Below are 15,690 nucleotides of genomic sequence, written 5' to 3' on the forward strand. Positions count from 1 at the left end.
CCCCCACAGCGGCTGCGACCCGCGACGGCCGGCGAGCAGCAGCACCCCCGCCGCGGCCGCCGCAAGCCCCGCCCCGGCGGCGCTCCATCCGCCCGGCACCCCGAGCGCCAGCGCCGCCGCACCCCAGGCCGCCACGGCCGGCACCGCCAACCGCAGATCCACCGGCCCGGCCCGCTCACCCCCGGCCGCCTCACCCCCGCCCCGCTCGCCCCCGGCCGCCTCACCCGCGGCCGGCTCACCCGCGGCCGCCTCACCCGCCGCCGGCTCCCCGACGGCGCTCACGGCCGCACCAGCCTTCGCAGCTCGGCGAACCTCCGCTCGCCGATCCCGTCGACCTGCCGGAGGTCCTCCACGGCCCGGAACCCGCCCCGGGCCGTCCGGAACTCGACGATGTTCCGGGCGAGGACGGGCCCCACCCCGGGCAGCCCGTCCAGCTGCTCGACCGTCGCGCCGGCGAGGCTCAGCGGACCGGCCCCGCCACCCGCACCCCCGCCGGGAGCCGGGCCGCCCGCGGCCGGCTGTGCGGTGACCCCCACCAGCACCTGTTCGCCGTCCACCAGCACCCGGGCCCGGTTGAGCCCGGTGGTGTCGGTGCCCGGCCGCACTCCCCCGGCGGCGGCCAGCGCGTCCTCCACCCGCGAGCCGCTGGGCAGCCTCCGCACACCGGGGTCGCGGACCCTGCCGCCGACGTCCACCACGATGCGGGCACCCGCACCGGCCGGGCCCGCCGACGCCACCGGGGCGGCAGGAGCGGAGCCCGGCCCGAGCACGGCCGGCGCCGTCACCGGCTGCGGCCGGCCCGACCAGTACTGCTGGGCGGCGAAACCGACGGCCGCCACCAGCACCACCGCCACGGCGGCCACCGTCCTCGGCTCCACCCCGCACCGCGCCTGCACCCACACCGGCAGCCGCTCCCGCAGCGCCAGCCCCCGCGCCTCCCGAGCCCCGAGCGCTTCTCCGGGCTCCCGCCCGGCACCGGCAGCGGGATCCACCGCCCCACCCGGCGGGTCGGCGACCCGCAGGGCCGTCTCCTCCACCCCGGCCCGGCCGCCCAGCAGGGCCTCGGCCCTGCGCCGCAGCACGACGGGGTCGGACCGGGGCCGGTCCCGTCCCCGGCGCCGTTCGCGGAGCCTGCCATCGGACCGGCGCGCCCGCCCGGGCCCGCTCCCGCCGGGGCCGTCGGAAGGGGGAGCCGTGGAGATACCTGGAGTACGCGTTCGAAGAGTCATGTCCCGAAGCTAGAACCGACCCCCGGACCTCCGCTCGGAGCCCTTGATTCCGGTGGATAACCGGCCCGTTGTGGACAACCCCGCCACCCTTCCGGGTGAACAGCCGGGCCCGGGTGATCAGCGGGGCCCGGGTGAACAGCCGGGCCCGGGTGAACAGCCGGGCCCGGGTGATCAGCGGGGCGAGATGACCGCCGCCAGCAGCCCCGGCCCCGTGTGTGCGCCGATCACCGCGCCGACCTCGCTGACGTGCAGCTCGACCAGGCCGGGAATGCGCTCGCGCAGCCGCTCGGCGAGCTTCTCGGCCCGCTCCGGCGCCGCCAGGTGGTGCACGGCGACGTCGACGCCCCGCGCCCCGGCCCGTTCGACGGCCAGCTCCTCCAGCCGGGCGATGGCCTTGGAGGCCGTGCGCACCTTCTCCAGCATCTCGATCCGCCCGCCGTCCAGGGTCAGCAGCGGCTTGACCGCCAGCGCGGAGCCGAGGAGGGCCTGCGCGGCCCCGATCCGGCCGCCCCGCCGCAGGTAGTCGAGGGTGTCCACGTAGAAGTAGGCCGACATCTCCGCGGCCCGCTTCTCGGCGGCGGCCACGGCCTCGTCGGCGGACCCGCCGGCCTCGGCGGTCTCGGCGGCGGCGAGGGCGCAGAAGCCGAGGGCCATGGCGACCATGCCGGTGTCGACGACGCGGACCGGCACGGGGGCGGTCCGGGCCGCGACCACGGCGGCGTCGTAGGTGCCGGAGAACTCGGCGGACAGGTGCAGGCTCACGATGCCGGTGGCACCGGCCTCCGCAGCGTCCTGGTAGGCCCGTACGAACTGCTCCGGGCCGGGGCGTGAGGTGGTGACGGGGCGGCGCTTCTGCAGGGCCGCGGCGAGGCTGCGGGCCGAGATCTCGGTCCCTTCCTCCAGGGCCTCGTCGCCCAGGACCACGGTCAGGGGGACGGAGGTGATCCCGTGCCGCGCCATCGCCCGCGGGGGCAGGTAGGCCGTGGAATCGGTGACGATCGCGACATGGCGGGACATGAGCCGGAGGTTACCGGCAGCGGAGGCCTTCCGGCAGCCCGGGCCTCCCCCTCACCCGCAACCGCCTCCGCAGCGTCTCCCGCGCCGCCCTCCGCACCGCGCCGTGAGCACCCTCCGCACGGCCCAGGCGGACCCGCCTGCGCTCAGGTGGTGGCCTCCGGCCTGGGGGCCTTCTGCCACGGGTACGGGGCCGCCGGAGCGGAGGGGTCCAGCGCCGGCCTGGCGGGCTCCGCCGGCCGCGCCGCTTCCCCGGCCGGCCGCGCCGCTTCCCCGGCCGGCCGCGCCGCTTCCCCGGCCCGCTGCGACGGCTGCGCCGGCCGCACGCCGGGCTCGGAGCCCGGAGCCGCGCCCGGGCCGCCCGCGGCCTGCTGGCCCGCGTCCCAGGCCGCCGCCGCGGCCGCCAGGTCGTCGACCGACTCCTGGGACCAGTCGCGCAGCGCGTCCGACTCGACCTCGATCTGCTCCGAGAGCAGCGCCAGCTCGTCGTCCGCGAACCGCCGGGCGCGGTCGCGCGCCGCCCACCGCAGGGAATCGGCCGACTTCGTGATCTTCAGGGTGCGCTCTCGCAGCTCCGGCAGGGAGTCCGCGATCCGCTGGCGGTCGGGCTCCTGCTCCAGCCGCTTCAGCTCGTCGTCCAGCTCGTGCCCGTGCCGGCTCAGCCGCTCGAAGAGGGCGATGGACTCCTTGAGCGAGCTGTCCGCCTGCACCCCCTGGTACAGGGCGGCCTGCGTGGCGCGCATGGAGTTCCGCAGGTCGAGCCGCAGCTGCGCCAGCGCGCCGGCGACCCCGCCCTGGCCGATGCTCCGGGCCTTCAGGGTGGTGTCCTCCACCGTGCGGCGGGCCTGCGTGATCGTCCGGTCCACGCCGCGCTTGGCCGCGCCGACCGCCTTGACCGTCGCCCAGGCACCCAGCCCCAGGAAGGCGAACAGCACCACCAGGGCAAAGATGATGATCAACGCGCCTACCTCCATGAGGTTCCCTTCCCCGGCTTGTTCCCGTCCCTCCCACCGTAAACGCCGCGGGCAGGCCGGGGGTTCCATTCGAGCCCCCAACCTGCCCGTACGGGATCACCCCGAGGAGCCGGCGGCCGGCGGCCGTCAGCGTCAGCCGTCAGCCGTCAGATGACGATGTTCACCAGCTTCGGCGCGCGCACGATCACCTTGCGGATCTCCGCGCCGCCCAGGGCCGCGACGACGCCCGCGTCGTTGACGGCCAGCTGCTCCAGGTCGGCCTCCGAGATGCCCGGCGGCACCTCCAGACGAGCCTTGACCTTGCCCTTGACCTGGACCACGCAGGTGACCGTCTCGTCCACGACGTACGCGGGGTCCGCGACCGGGAAGTCCTGGTGGACGACCGAGTCGGTGTGGCCCAGGCGGTGCCACAGCTCCTCCGCGATGTGCGGCGCCAGCGGGGCGACCAGCAGCACCAGGCGCTCGGCCACGGAGCGCTCCAGCGGGCGGCCCGCCTTGGTCAGGGCGTTGTTCAGCTCGGTGATCTTCGCGATCGCCGTGTTGAAGCGCAGGCCCGCCATGTCGGAGCCGGCCCCGTCAATGGCCTTGTGCAGGGCGCGCAGGGTGGCCTCGTCGGGCTCGCCGTCGACGACGGTGACCTCGCCGGTCTCCTCGTCCACGATGTTGCGCCACAGGCGCTGCAGCAGGCGGTACTGGCCGACGACGGCGCGGGTGTCCCACGGGCGCGAGACGTCCAGCGGGCCCATCGCCATCTCGTACAGGCGCAGGGTGTCCGCGCCGTACTCCTCGCAGATCTCGTCGGGCGTGACGGCGTTCTTCAGGGACTTGCCCATCTTGCCGTGCTCGCGCTTGACCGGCTCGCCCTGGTAGAAGTACCCGCCGTCGCGCTCCTCGACCTCGGCCGCCGGGACGTACACGCCGCGCGCGTCGGTGTACGCGTACGCCTGGATCATGCCCTGGTTGAACAGCTTGTGGAACGGCTCGGCCGAGGAGACGTGGCCCAGGTCGAACAGCACCTTGGACCAGAAGCGGGCGTACAGCAGGTGCAGCACCGCGTGCTCGGCGCCGCCCACGTACAGGTCGACGCCGCCGTGCGGCGCGCCCTCGCGCGGGCCCATCCAGTACTGCTCGATCTCCGGGTCCACCAGGGCGGACGCGTTGTGCGGGTCCAGGTAGCGCAGCTCGTACCAGCAGGAACCGGCCCAGTTGGGCATGGTGTTGGTCTCGCGGCGGTAGGACTTCACGCCGTCGCCCAGGTCCAGCTCCACGTTGACCCACGCCTCGTTGCGCGACAGCGGGGTCTCCGGCTTGGAGGTGGCGTCGTCGGGCTCGAAGGTGCGCGGCGAGTAGTCCTCGACCTCCGGCAGCTCCAGCGGCAGCATCGACTCGGGCAGCGGGTGGGCGACGCCGGCCTCGTCGTAGACGATCGGGAAGGGCTCGCCCCAGTACCGCTGGCGGCTGAACAGCCAGTCGCGCAGGCGGAAGTTGACGGTGCCCTCGCCGATGCCGCGCTCGGTCAGCCAGTCGGTGATGGCGGCCTTGGCCTCGACGACGCCCAGGCCGTCCAGGGAGATGCCCTCGCCGGAGGAGTTGACCAGCTTGGCGTCGTGGGAGACGAACGCGTCCTCCCACTCGGCGGTGTCGGTGCCGCGGCCGTCCGTCGGATCGACGACGCAGCGGACCGGCAGCTCGAAGGCGCGGGCGAACTCGAAGTCGCGGGTGTCGTGCGCCGGGACGGCCATGATCGCGCCGGTGCCGTAACCCATCAGCACGTAGTCGGCGATGAAGACGGGGACCTTGGCGCCGCTGACCGGGTTGACGGCGTACTCGCCGGTGAAGACACCGGTCTTGTCCTTGGCCTCGGCCTGCCGCTCGACGTCCGACTTGGAGGCGGCCTGCTTGCGGTAGGCGGCCACGGCCTCGGCGGGGGTGGCGTAACCGCCGGTCCACACGTCGTGGGTGCCCTCGGGCCAGGCGGCCGGGATGAACTTCTCGACCAGCGGGTGCTCGGGCGCCAGGACCATGTAGGTGGCGCCGAACAGGGTGTCCGGGCGGGTGGTGAAGACGGTGATGGCCTCGTCGCCCAGCGCGAAGTCGACGCGGGCGCCCTCGCTGCGGCCGATCCAGTTGCGCTGCTGCAGCTTGATGGCCTCGGGCCAGTCCAGCGCGTCCAGGTCGTCCAGCAGGCGGTCCGCGTAGGCGGTGATCCGCATGTTCCACTGGCTCAGGCGGGACTTGAAGACGGGGAAGTTGCCGCGCTCGGACCGGCCGTCGGCGGTGACCTCCTCGTTGGCCAGTACGGTGCCCAGCCCGGGGCACCAGTTCACGGGCGCGTCGGAGGCGTAGGCCAGGCGGAAGCCGTTCAGCACGTCGGCGCGCTCGGCGGCGGTCAGGTCCGCCCAGGCGCGGCCCCCGGGGACCTCACGGGTGCCGTCCTCGAAGGCGGCGACCAGCTCGGAGACCGGGCGGGCCTTCTTCGCGTCGGCGTCGTACCAGGAGTTGTAGATCTGCAGGAAGATCCACTGGGTCCACTTGTAGTACTCGGGGTCGATCGTCGCGAAGGAGCGGCGCTTGTCGTGGCCCAGGCCCAGGCGGCGCAGCTGGACCTTCATGTTCTCGATGTTCGCCTCGGTCGACACGCGCGGGTGCGTGCCGGTCTGCACGGCGTACTGCTCGGCCGGCAGGCCGAAGGCGTCGAAGCCCAGGGTGTGCAGGACGTTGTGGCCGGACATCCGCTGGTGGCGCGCGAAGACGTCGGTCGCGATGTAGCCCAGCGGGTGGCCGACGTGCAGGCCCGCACCGGAGGGGTACGGGAACATGTCCATGATGAACTTCTTGGGCCGGGCGACGACGGCCGGGTCGCCGGCCAGGTCACCGGTCGGGTTCGGCGCCTCGTAGGTGCCCTCCGCGTCCCATACGTCCTGCCAGCGTGCCTCGATGTCGGCGGCCATGGCAGCCGTGTAACGGTGCCCCTCGGCCGCCTCGGGGGCCGGGGTGTTCGTCTCGCTCATGATTCCTGAAGCTCCATCGATCGTCTCTGCCGTCCCTGCCCGCCCAAACGAAAAAGCCCCTCGCACAGGAGGGGACGCCGCGCCGATGCCGACCTTCTCGGAGGGTCGGTACTGATCAGCGCGGCTCGGTAAGCAGAAGGCGTACGGCACGCATGGCGCCAGGGTACCGCAGCGGCCCCGGCGGGCGCTCGGACGTTCCACCGGTCGGGCACGACGAGAAGCGGGCCACCCGATCCGGGTGGCCCGCTTCTTCACTGTGGAGCTAAGGAGAATTGAACTCCTGACCTCCTGCATGCCATGCAGGCGCTCTACCAACTGAGCTATAGCCCCTTGTTTCTCTCTGCCGCCGGGCCCCTTCTCGGTTTCCCTTGCCGGTTCCCCCTGGCGACATCGAGAACATTACACGGTCATGGCCCCAGACCAAAAATCGGTTTCCCGTGGGGCGTTATGTCCGGTTCGCACCTGATCACGCCCGGGCGAACTGGTAGAAGCGCTTCAGCGTGCAGTGCTCGTCGAGCAGGCGGCCGTAGATCGGCTCGCCCTCCAGCTCCCGATACGTCTCGATCGGGTCGCCTTTTATGATCAGCGCCCGCGCGCATTCCTCGCACCAGTACTGGTAGTCGGGATTGACCGGTTCCATGTCCCGCACGATCGGCGTGCCGTTGTTGCACCAGTCGCACCGCCGCCGGTGTGCACCCATCCGTCAGCGACTCCCTCCCGCATCGGGCCGTCGTGTCCCCCTCCGGCCGTCCGATTCTGCCACGTCGGCAGCGGACGGGTCAGCAAGCGCACAAAGGGGAACAAACGCAAGGATCCCGCCCCCTGTTGGGGACGGGATCCTGATTGTGGAGCTAAGGAGAATTGAACTCCTGACCTCCTGCATGCCATGCAGGCGCTCTACCAACTGAGCTATAGCCCCGCTCTCCGCCGCGTTCCCCCCGTTTCCGGTGTTCTTCGCTGCGAACAAGAAGAACTCTAGCCTGTGACCAGCCGGAAAGTGAAATCCGGGCCCCGGCGGCCCTGCGGGCCACACGGAGGGTCCCGGCGGAAGCCTCAGTCGTCGTCGCCGAGCACCGGCTCCGGCAGCGTGCCGGCGTTGTGCTCCAGCAGGCGCCAGCCGCGCGCGCCCTCGCCGAGGACGGACCAGCAGCAGTTGGAGAGCCCGCCCAGGCCCTCCCAGTGGTACGGCTCCAGGCCCAGCAGCCGCCCGATGGTCGTACGGATGGTGCCGCCGTGGCTGACGACGACGAGCGTGCCGCCCTCGGGCAGCCGGTCCGCGTGCTCCAGCACCACCGGAGCGGCGCGGTCGGCGACCTCGGTCTCCAGCTCGCCGCCGCCGCGGCGCACGGGCTCGCCGCGCTTCCACGCCGCGTACTGCTCGCCGTGCTTCGCGAGGATCTCCTCGTGGGTGAGGCCCTGCCACTCGCCCGCGTACGTCTCGCGCAGCGCCTCGTCGTGCGCCACGGACAGCCCCGTGACGCCGGCCAGCTCGGCGGCCGTGTCCGCGGCCCGCCGCAGGTCGGAGGCCACGATGGCGTCCGGCTTCAACGAGGCGAGCAGGCGGGCGGCGCGGCGGGCCTGCGCCAGACCCGTCTCGGTCAGCTCGATGTCCGTCGAGCCCTGGAAGCGGCGCTCAAGGTTCCACGAGGTCTGGCCGTGCCGCCAGAGGACGATCTTCCGGCCGGGCTTGGCGGCGGTCGTCGTGGTCGTGCTCAGAACAGATCACCGTCCTCCTCGTCGCCCTGCGCCTCGCGCAGCTTGGCGTGCTCCTCGGCCTTGCCGATGGTGAGCTTGGCGTCCTCGGGGAGCTCGATCTCGGGGCAGTCCTTCCACAGGCGCTCCAGCGCGTAGAAGACGCGCTCCTCGCTGTGCTGGACGTGGACGACGATGTCGACGTAGTCGAGCAGGATCCAGCGGGCGTCGCGGTCGCCCTCGCGGCGCACCGGCTTGGCGCCGAGCTCCTTGAGGAGGCGCTCCTCGATCTCGTCGACGATCGACTTGACCTGGCGGTCGTTGGGCGCCGAGGCGAGCAGGAAGGCATCGGTGATCGACAGCACGTCGCTGACGTCGTACGCGATGATGTCGTGCGCGAGCCGGTCGGCCGCCGCCTGGGCGGCGGTGGTGATGAGCTCGATGGAGCGGTCCGTGGCGGTCACTGGCCATGCTTTCGGGTTGGCGGACAGATACCCACAAGGGTCTCACGTACCGCCGACGCCGCCCGCGCGGAACGTCCGGCGCGGGCGGATGCGCAGGTGGGAGCCGGGCCGGGACGGCAGCCGCCCGGTCCGGGCCGCCCCGTCAGGACGGCTTGTAGTCCTTGCCGAGCACCACCACGACGTCCGCGTTCACCGGGCTCTCGGCCTTCTGCACGGCCGTCTCCGGCAGCCCCAGCGTCTTGGCGACGTCGACGGCCCGGTCCCGCTGGGCCTGGTCCTGGTACGTGATCCGCGTGGCGGCCGCCGTCCGGTCCGCCTTGCCGCCGTCCACGAACCCGTAGCCGCCGTTGAGCAGCGCCGCCTTCGCCGCGACCTGCGCCTTCTCGTCGCCGGTGGCGTCCTTGAGGCCGACCCTCGGGGCGGCGCCGGGCTGGGCCGCGTTGAAGGAGCCGCCGAGGATCTCCTTGACGACCTTCCGGCCGGCCTCGTCGGTCAGGCCGCCGTTCGGCTTCACGGTGAGCACCTCGGTGCGGTACGCCGCCACCTTGGCGTGCTCGCCGATCCGCGACAGCAGCCCGCCGAGGTTCTTCGCGTCGAGCCCCGGGTCGAGGATCTGGCCCATGCTCTCGACGGTCGTGGCCGCCGCCCCGGGGTCCCCCGGGATCTTGCGGAGGACGGCGTAGAGCACCCGGCCGGTGCGCTCCAGCTGCTTCGCCTCCGGTTCGCCGCGGCCCCGGTACGTGGCGTACGCGACGGCCATCGCGCCGGTCAGGCTCTGCTTGGGCCCCTGTGCCACGGCGGGGGTCTTGGCCTGCTCGTCGGCCGGGACGGCGGCGTCGGTGTCGACCTCGATGCCCCCGACCAGCTCGACGAGGCGTTCCAGGAAGGGGGTGTCCAGGCGCCAGGTGCCGCCGATGCGGGTGCCGAGGACGGTGTCGAGGGACTCGCGGGTGCCGAGGCCGCCCTCCTCGACTGCCTTGCCGAGGGAGGTCGCGGTGCCGTCCTGCTTGGGGACGCCCAGGGTGTTGGGGATCAGAACGGTGGCGCCCTGCGCGGTCGTGACGTTGTCCACGAGGAGGGCGGTGGAGCTGCCGCCGCGCTTGGTGTTGTGCAGGTGGACGACGATCATGTCGCGCTTCTGCGCGCCGGCGGCGGCCGCGGCGCCCTTCGCCTGTCCGGGGCCGTCGAGGAACGGCAACCCGCCCGCGTACCAGAGGTAGCCCAGCGCGCCGACGGCGGACAGGGCGAGGACGACGGCCAGCGCGACGACCCGGTTGCGGCCGCGGCGGCGGGCCTCCTCGCGGCGTTCGGTGCGGCTCTCGGTGAAGGCGAGCCAGTCGATGACGTCCTCGGAGTCCTCGTCGGGCTGGTCGATGAACGCGAACTGCTCCGTGCGGTAGTCGCGGCCGCCGGGGGCGTCCGCGACCCCGCCGGCGGACTCGGCGGGCGCCGCCCGGCGCGGCTCGGGCACCGGGAGGGGCACAGGGGCGGGCGCCGGCGCCTGGGCCGGCTGCTGCTGGGGGGCGGCCTGGTGCGGGATCCACTGCGGGTGGTCCTGCGGGCCCGGGTACGGGCCGGGGTACGGGTCCGGGGGCTGCGGCTCCGGGTACGGCTGCTCGTACTGCGGGTACTGCGGGTACTGCCCGTACTGCTGCCCGTACGGGGGAGGGACGGGCTGTACGGGCTGCGCGGTCACCTGGCCGTACACGGGTCTGCCGTACGCGTCGTAGCCGATGAGCTGCTGCTGGGCGGCGTACGGGTCGTACGGATCCTGTGGGTCGTTCACCGCGGGGCCCCTCTCTCCGGAAGCTCAGGCTCCCCGGTACAGCTCGCGCTTGTCGATGTAGCGCACCACACCGTCCGGAACCAGATACCAGACCGGATCGCCCTGGGCGACCCTCGTGCGGCAGTCCGTGGAGGAGATCGCGAGCGCGGGGACCTCGACCAGCGAGACCCCGCCCTCGGGCAGTCCGTCGTCGGTGAGGACGTGGCCGGGCCGGGTCACTCCGATGAAGTGGGCGAGGGAGAACAGCTCGTCCGCGTTGCGCCAGGTCAGGATCTGGGCGAGGGCGTCGGCACCGGTGATGAAGAACAGGTCGGCGTCGGCGTTGAGCGCGCTCAGGTCCCGCAGGGTGTCGATGGTGTACGTCGGGCCGCCGCGGTCGATGTCGATGCGGCTGACGGAGAACTGCGGGTTGGAGGCGGTCGCGATGACCGTCATCAGGTAGCGGTCCTCCGCGGGGGACACGGCCCGCTGCGACTTCTGCCACGGTTCGCCCGTGGGGACGAAGACCACCTCGTCGAGGTGGAAAAGGGCGGCCACCTCACTGGCGGCCACCAGGTGTCCGTGGTGGATCGGGTCGAACGTCCCGCCCATCACTCCGAGCCGGCGCTTGACCGGGCCCGTAGGCATCTCCTGCTCTCCCATGAGCGCAGAGCCTACTGGCCCGGTGACGCGTGCGCGGCGGCCCGGTCCGTACGAGGAGCCCGGCCTAGCGGTCGCGGTTCAGGCGGGTGGTCACCCAGAGCATGAGCAGCAGGATCACGAACGCACCGCCACCGGTCAGGTACGGGTTCAGGCTGTCGTGGTTGCCGCCGTGCTGCCCGCCTTCCTCCGCAGCGAGGAGGACCAGGTTGTGGGCGGTGGTGGAGAGGCTCATCAGGCAGGTACCTATCGAGTCGGGGAGCGAGCGGAGACTTCCCTCACATCGTATGCGGGGGCCCCGGGCACGCTCACGCCGACTCAGGCGTTGGGGAGGATGGACACACGTCACCACAGCCGATCGAGGGGGAAGGGCGCCATGACGACCACCGGTTCCGAGACGTCACCGGCACGCAGTCGCAGGAGGTTCCCGGGGATTTCCTCGCGGGCCTACGAGCATCCGGCGGACCGCTCGGCGCTGGTCGCGCTGCGCAGACTCGCCGGTTTCGACACGGTGTTCAAGGCCCTCAGCGGGCTGCTCCCCGAGCGCAGCCTGCGGCTGCTGTTCCTGTCGGACTCGGTGCGGGTGGGCGAGACCCAGTTCCCCCACCTCCACGAGATGCTGCGCGACGCCTGTTACGTCCTGGACCTGGAGAAGGTCCCCCAGATGTACGTGCAGCAGGACCCGAAGCCCAACGCGATGTGCATCGGGCTGGACGAGCCGATCATCGTGGTGACCACGGCGCTGGTCGAGCTGCTCGACGAGGAGGAGATGCGGGCGGTCGTGGGCCACGAGGTGGGCCACGCCCTGTCCGGGCACGCCGTGTACCGCACGGTGCTGCTGTTCCTGACGAACCTGGCGCTGAAGGTGGCGTGGATCCCGCTGGGCAATGTGGCGATCATGGCGATCGTCACCGCGCTGCGCGAGTGGTTCCGCAAGTCGGAGCTGTCGGCGGACCGGGCGGGGCTGCTGGTCGGGCAGGACGTGAACGCCTCGATGCGCGGCCTGATGAAGATCGCGGGCGGCAACCACCTCCACGAGATGAACGTCGACGCCTTCCTCGCCCAGGCCGAGGAGTACGAGGAGAGCGGCGACCTGCGCGATTCCGTCCTGAAGATCCTCAACGTGCTGCCGCGCACGCACCCCTTCACGACGGTGCGGGCGGCCGAGCTGAAGAAGTGGTCCCAGAGCCGGGAGCACCAGCGGATCATGGACGGGCACTACCCGCGCCGGGAGGACGACAAGGAGACGTCGGTGACGGACTCCTTCCGCCAGTCCGCCTCGCACTACGCGGAGTCCGTGCGGACCAGCAAGGACCCGCTGATGAAGCTGGTCGGCGACATCGCCGGGGGTGCGGGCGACCTGGGCGGGAAGCTGCGCGACAGGTTCACCGGATCGGGCGGCGGCGCCGCGCGGGAGTCCGGCGACCCCAAGGGCACGCCCGGCTCCCCCGGCACCCCCGGCACCCCCGGCTCGCCCGGCTCCCCTAGCCCTGCGGGCCCTACGGACTCGGGCTCGGGCGGACGGGACTGACGGCGGCCGGCGGGGGCGGCGGCTGGGCCGGGGCGGGCGGGCCGCTGGGCGCCCCGGCCGGTGCCAGTACGCCGCACAGCCCGGCCGTGCGCCGGGGGTGGCCGGCGGCGTACGGGTCGCTCGCGGGCGGTCCCACGGTGGTGGGCCCGGCTCCGGCCAGGAGGGGCCGGAAGCCCTCGGCCGGCTCGGTGGCGCAGTCCTGCGGCCCGGCCATCACGTAGGCCGAGGAGATCTCCGCCCGGCGGGCCGTGAGGTCCTCCCGGTCGAAGCGCAGGCGCAGCTCGCGGCGGACGGTGAACAGCGAGGCCCCGTCGGCGGCGGCGGGCGGTCCGGAGGCCGGCCGGACGGCGTACACGAAAGTGTGATCGGTGCTCACCTCCAGCGCCTCGGGGTCGAGCTCCTGGAAGGCGAGGATCCCGCTCACCCGGACGCGGCTGTCGGCGACGACGGCGGTGGCGGGGTCGAAGCGGACCAGCCAGCCGGTGGCAGCGTGCCGGCCGTCGCCGGAGGGCGAGGTCACGCTCTCGTCGAACTGGGCCAGCTGCCCGGGGTCCAGGAGCACCCGCACGGGCCGGGAGGCCGCGCCGGAGAGGACGTCGGGGTCCAGCGAGGACTGCACCAGGTAGTCCTTGGCGATGGACAGGGCGGCGACTACCTGGCTCTCGGTGAAGTGGTGCGTGCGCCGCACGGCCGGGAGGGTGATGCCGGCGGCCCCGATCCGGTACTCGGCCGCCGGGCTGTTCGCGTAGAGGTCGGCCGGGCGTCCGCCGGGCACCGCGACGGCCGGTGCCAGGGGGACGACGGTGCTGCTCAGCGGCTCGGCGTTGCCGCCGGGCGGCGGGACGTACGGGTTGCGCATGCCCATGTACACGGCGATGGCGAAGGCGGACGCGATGAGCAGCACGAGCAGCATGCCCTGACGGGCGCCGCGGCCCGGGCTGCCGGTGCGCGGACCGACGGAGCCGCCGGACCAGATGGAGCGGCTGCGGACGGCCCGGGCGTGCTCGCCCATGCGTTCCTGGGCGGAGAACTCCTGGAGCCGGGCAGCACGGACGAAGTCCTCGTCGAAGACCACCGAGCGGAATTCGTCCGGGCGCAGTTCGTCGTCACCCCCGCCGATGCCTTCGGGGGTGCCGTTGGGCGGATCTCCTGGTACGGCCATCGCTTCTCCCGCTGTCCCCGCTTCAGAGAAGCCCCCAGCTCCGGAGCGAACGAGTGGGGTCGTACCTTCAGGGTTGGCGGCCGACGGGGTACGTAAACGCGCCGACGCCCGTGACTTCCCTGAGCGGCGTACTGGCCGGGGCGGGTGCGGGGTCCTGGTCGCCGGCGGCGCTGCGGTAGACGGCGCTGAAGGCCAGCGCGACCATGCCGAGCCCCATCACGACGGCGAGCACCCACGCGACGGGGCGCAGCCAGGGGGCGCGGCCGCGGTAGGGGCGCATGGCTCCGCCGTAGACCCCGTACGGGCCGTCGGCGTAGCCGTGGCCGTAGGGGCCGTGTTCCCATCCGGGGTCGTCGAAGCCGTACCCGTCGGGGTGGCCGTGGTCGTCGTCGGCCGCCCGGCCTCCGGCGACGCGGGCGGCTTCGGCCTCGGCGCGCGCCCGGTCGGCGGCGCGCTGGCGCTCGGCCGCGCTCGGTTCATGGATCTCGGCGTTCCGGACGAAGTCCTCGTCGAGCACCACGGAGGCGAAGTCGAAATCCGCGCCTCCGCGGTCGTCGTCGGGCTCCCCGTCGTCCGGGAACGGCTTGCCCCCCACGTCGTCCGGCACGGGACCAGCGTAGACCTGGGGGGCGGGTTTGGGCAGGGTGTAAGCCTGATTCCGGCCACACCGTGTCCGAGTGGCGGTTACCGAACGTGACCGTCGCCGGTGACGATGTACTTGGTGGAGGTGAGCTCGGGAAGGCCCATCGGGCCCCGGGCGTGCAGCTTCTGGGTGGAGATGCCGATCTCGGCGCCGAAGCCGAACTGGCCACCGTCCGTGAACCGGGTGGAGGCGTTCACGGCGACCGTGGTCGAGTCGACCAGCTGGGTGAAGCGGCGGGCGGCGGCCTGCGAGGTGGTGACGATCGCCTCGGTGTGCCCGGAGGTCCAGCGGCGGATGTGGGCGACGGCGTCGTCGAGGGAGTCCACGACGGCGGCGGCGATGTCGTACGACAGGTACTCGGCGGCCCAGTCCTCGTCGGTGGCGGGGACGGCGGTGACCTTGGTCCCCTCGGCGGCGGCCAGCACCTGGCCGTCGCCGTGGACGGTCACGCCGGCGTCGGCGAGCGCGCCGAGGGCGCGCGGCAGGAAGGCGGCGGCGATGTCGCGGTGGACGAGGAGGGTCTCGGCGGCGTTGCAGACGGAGGGCCGCTGGGCCTTGGAGTTGATGAGGATGTCCACGGCCATGTCGAGGTCGGCCTGGGCGTCGACGTAGACGTGGCAGTTGCCGGTACCGGTCTCGATGACCGGAACGATGGACTCTTCGACGACGGTCTTGATGAGCGAGGCACCGCCGCGCGGGATGAGCACGTCGACGAGGCCGCGGGCGCGCATCAGCTCGCGGACGGAGTCGCGGGACTCGCCGGGGACGAGCTGGATCGCGTCGGCGGGCAGGCCGGCGCCCTCGATGGCGTCGCGCAGGATGGCGACCAGGGCGGTGTTGGAGGCGTAGGCGGAGGAGCTGCCGCGCAGCAGGACGGCGTTGCCGGACTTCAGGCAGAGCGCGGCGGCGTCGACGGTGACGTTGGGGCGGGCCTCGTAGATGATGCCGACGACGCCGAGGGGGACGCGGATCTGGCGGAGGTCGATGCCGTTGGGGAGGGTGGAGCCGCGGACGACCTCGCCGACGGGGTCGGGCAGGGCGGCGACGTCGCGCACGTCGGAGGCGATGGCGCGGACGCGCTCCGGGGTGAGGGTGAGGCGGTCGATGACGGTCTCGCTGGTGCCGGCGGCGCGGGCCTTGTCGGTGTCGACGGCGTTGGCGGCGACGATCTCGGCCGTACGGGCCTCCAGCGCGTCCGCGATGGCCAGCAGGGCGGTGTCCTTGGCGGACCGCGGGAGTGGCGCGATGGCGGCTGCGGCGGTGCGGGCCGCGTGCGCGGTGGCGGTGACGGGGGAGAGGGCGGTGGCGCCGTCGAGCGAGGTCATGCCGCCCAGGGTAATCCCCGCCGCCGTGGGCTCCGCCGGGCCTTCCACCCCCCGAGACGGCCTTTTCGACGCGCCGCTCGCGCGGCTCGGCGCCGGGGCGCCTCACCGGCTTCGCGCCGCTGCGCCGGACTCCGTCCGTCGGCCTGCCGGGCGGGGCCGGTGCCCGTGGCTCGGGCCGGTGGGTCGGCTGCGGGCGAGTGAGCCGCTGCGCGGGGCGAGG

15 protein-coding genes and 2 tRNA genes are annotated in these 15,690 nt (G+C 73.2%); 1 reads left to right on the forward strand and 16 read right to left on the reverse strand.

Annotation, left to right across the window (positions count from 1 at the left end; all coding sequences use genetic code 11):
* The 13 genes from SSNG_RS42020 to SSNG_RS42025 form a co-directional block, all read right to left on the reverse strand.
* The coding region (locus SSNG_RS42020; RefSeq protein ID WP_042800885.1) for a hypothetical protein at positions 1-282 on the reverse strand (282 nt) is incomplete at its 3' end.
* A complete protein-coding gene (locus SSNG_RS11605; protein ID WP_241695027.1) occupies positions 279-1,082 on the reverse strand; it encodes a ComEA family DNA-binding protein in 804 nt (267 codons plus the stop codon). The genes SSNG_RS11605 and SSNG_RS42020, both read right to left, overlap by 4 nt.
* Before the next feature lie 318 nt (positions 1,083-1,400).
* Complete coding sequence (locus SSNG_RS11610) at positions 1,401-2,246, reverse strand: DegV family protein (RefSeq protein WP_007264016.1); 846 nt, start codon at positions 2,244-2,246, stop codon at positions 1,401-1,403.
* Positions 2,247-2,389: 143 nt separating this feature from the next.
* Positions 2,390-3,217, reverse strand: a complete 828-nt coding sequence (locus SSNG_RS11615) for a hypothetical protein (RefSeq protein WP_007264017.1) — start codon at positions 3,215-3,217, stop codon at positions 2,390-2,392.
* A gap of 146 nt (positions 3,218-3,363) precedes the next feature.
* Entirely contained in the window at positions 3,364-6,228 is a 2,865-nt protein-coding gene (leuS, locus tag SSNG_RS11620) for a leucine--tRNA ligase (RefSeq protein ID WP_007264018.1), read from the reverse strand.
* A 257-nt stretch (positions 6,229-6,485) separates the two neighbouring features.
* Positions 6,486-6,558 (reverse strand) — tRNA-Ala (locus SSNG_RS11625).
* Between the two features lie 136 nt (positions 6,559-6,694).
* Positions 6,695-6,928 (reverse strand): hypothetical protein, encoded by a 234-nt coding sequence (locus SSNG_RS11630; protein ID WP_007264019.1) that lies wholly within the window; start codon positions 6,926-6,928, stop codon positions 6,695-6,697.
* A 146-nt stretch (positions 6,929-7,074) separates the two neighbouring features.
* Positions 7,075-7,147: transfer RNA gene (locus SSNG_RS11635), tRNA-Ala, on the reverse strand.
* Between the two features lie 134 nt (positions 7,148-7,281).
* The gene (locus tag SSNG_RS11640; protein WP_007264020.1) at positions 7,282-7,944 is read right to left on the reverse strand and encodes a histidine phosphatase family protein; all 663 of its coding nucleotides are present in this window, start codon (positions 7,942-7,944) and stop codon (positions 7,282-7,284) included.
* The gene (gene rsfS / locus SSNG_RS11645; protein ID WP_007264021.1) at positions 7,941-8,384 is read right to left on the reverse strand and encodes a ribosome silencing factor; all 444 of its coding nucleotides are present in this window, start codon (positions 8,382-8,384) and stop codon (positions 7,941-7,943) included. Before rsfS ends, SSNG_RS11640 begins: the two co-directional genes overlap by 4 nt.
* Before the next feature lie 142 nt (positions 8,385-8,526).
* A complete protein-coding gene (locus tag SSNG_RS11650) occupies positions 8,527-10,170 on the reverse strand; it encodes an LCP family protein (protein ID WP_007264022.1) in 1,644 nt (547 codons plus the stop codon).
* A 24-nt stretch (positions 10,171-10,194) separates the two neighbouring features.
* On the reverse strand, positions 10,195-10,812 hold the full coding sequence (gene nadD, locus SSNG_RS11655) for a nicotinate-nucleotide adenylyltransferase (protein WP_007264023.1): 618 nt from the start codon (positions 10,810-10,812) through the stop codon (positions 10,195-10,197).
* A 64-nt stretch (positions 10,813-10,876) separates the two neighbouring features.
* Positions 10,877-11,044 carry a hypothetical protein gene (locus SSNG_RS42025; RefSeq protein WP_007264024.1) on the reverse strand — a complete coding sequence of 56 codons (168 nt, stop codon included), beginning with the start codon at positions 11,042-11,044 and terminating at the stop codon, positions 10,877-10,879.
* Between the two features lie 141 nt (positions 11,045-11,185).
* Between SSNG_RS42025 and SSNG_RS11665 the strand changes: the two genes are divergently transcribed.
* Positions 11,186-12,340, forward strand: a complete 1,155-nt coding sequence (locus SSNG_RS11665) for a M48 family metalloprotease (RefSeq protein WP_007264025.1) — start codon at positions 11,186-11,188, stop codon at positions 12,338-12,340.
* On the opposite strand, the gene SSNG_RS11670 is transcribed toward SSNG_RS11665, so the two are convergent.
* The 3 genes from SSNG_RS11670 to SSNG_RS11680 all read right to left on the reverse strand — a co-directional run bounded on the left by SSNG_RS11670 (position 12,309) and on the right by SSNG_RS11680 (position 15,470).
* Entirely contained in the window at positions 12,309-13,502 is a 1,194-nt protein-coding gene (locus tag SSNG_RS11670) for a hypothetical protein (protein ID WP_007264026.1), read from the reverse strand. The genes SSNG_RS11665 and SSNG_RS11670 overlap by 32 nt on opposite strands.
* Positions 13,503-13,569: 67 nt before the next feature.
* Positions 13,570-14,109 carry a hypothetical protein gene (locus SSNG_RS11675; RefSeq protein ID WP_042800886.1) on the reverse strand — a complete coding sequence of 180 codons (540 nt, stop codon included), beginning with the start codon at positions 14,107-14,109 and terminating at the stop codon, positions 13,570-13,572.
* A gap of 77 nt (positions 14,110-14,186) precedes the next feature.
* Positions 14,187-15,470, reverse strand: coding sequence for a glutamate-5-semialdehyde dehydrogenase (locus tag SSNG_RS11680; RefSeq protein WP_007264028.1), 1,284 nt, complete (start codon positions 15,468-15,470; stop codon positions 14,187-14,189).
* Between the last annotated feature and the right edge of the window lie 220 nt (positions 15,471-15,690).

The organism is Streptomyces sp. C (assembly GCF_000158895.1).
GTDB classification, from domain to species: Bacteria; Actinomycetota; Actinomycetes; order Streptomycetales; family Streptomycetaceae; genus Streptomyces; species Streptomyces racemochromogenes.

Excerpts from the sequence above, each read along its gene's own strand:
- leuS (WP_007264018.1), bottom strand. The coding sequence starts at position 6,228 with ATGAGCGAGACGAACACCCCGGCCCCCGAGGCGGCCGAGGGGCACCGT.
- SSNG_RS11665 (WP_007264025.1), top strand. The coding sequence starts at position 11,186 with ATGACGACCACCGGTTCCGAGACGTCACCGGCACGCAGTCGCAGGAGG.
- SSNG_RS42025 (WP_007264024.1), bottom strand. The coding sequence starts at position 11,044 with ATGAGCCTCTCCACCACCGCCCACAACCTGGTCCTCCTCGCTGCGGAG.
- SSNG_RS11615 (WP_007264017.1), bottom strand. The coding sequence starts at position 3,217 with ATGGAGGTAGGCGCGTTGATCATCATCTTTGCCCTGGTGGTGCTGTTC.
- SSNG_RS11680 (WP_007264028.1), bottom strand. The coding sequence starts at position 15,470 with ATGACCTCGCTCGACGGCGCCACCGCCCTCTCCCCCGTCACCGCCACC.
- SSNG_RS11670 (WP_007264026.1), bottom strand. The coding sequence starts at position 13,502 with ATGGCCGTACCAGGAGATCCGCCCAACGGCACCCCCGAAGGCATCGGC.
- SSNG_RS11610 (WP_007264016.1), bottom strand. The coding sequence starts at position 2,246 with ATGTCCCGCCATGTCGCGATCGTCACCGATTCCACGGCCTACCTGCCC.
- SSNG_RS11630 (WP_007264019.1), bottom strand. The coding sequence starts at position 6,928 with ATGGGTGCACACCGGCGGCGGTGCGACTGGTGCAACAACGGCACGCCG.
- nadD (WP_007264023.1), bottom strand. The coding sequence starts at position 10,812 with ATGGGAGAGCAGGAGATGCCTACGGGCCCGGTCAAGCGCCGGCTCGGA.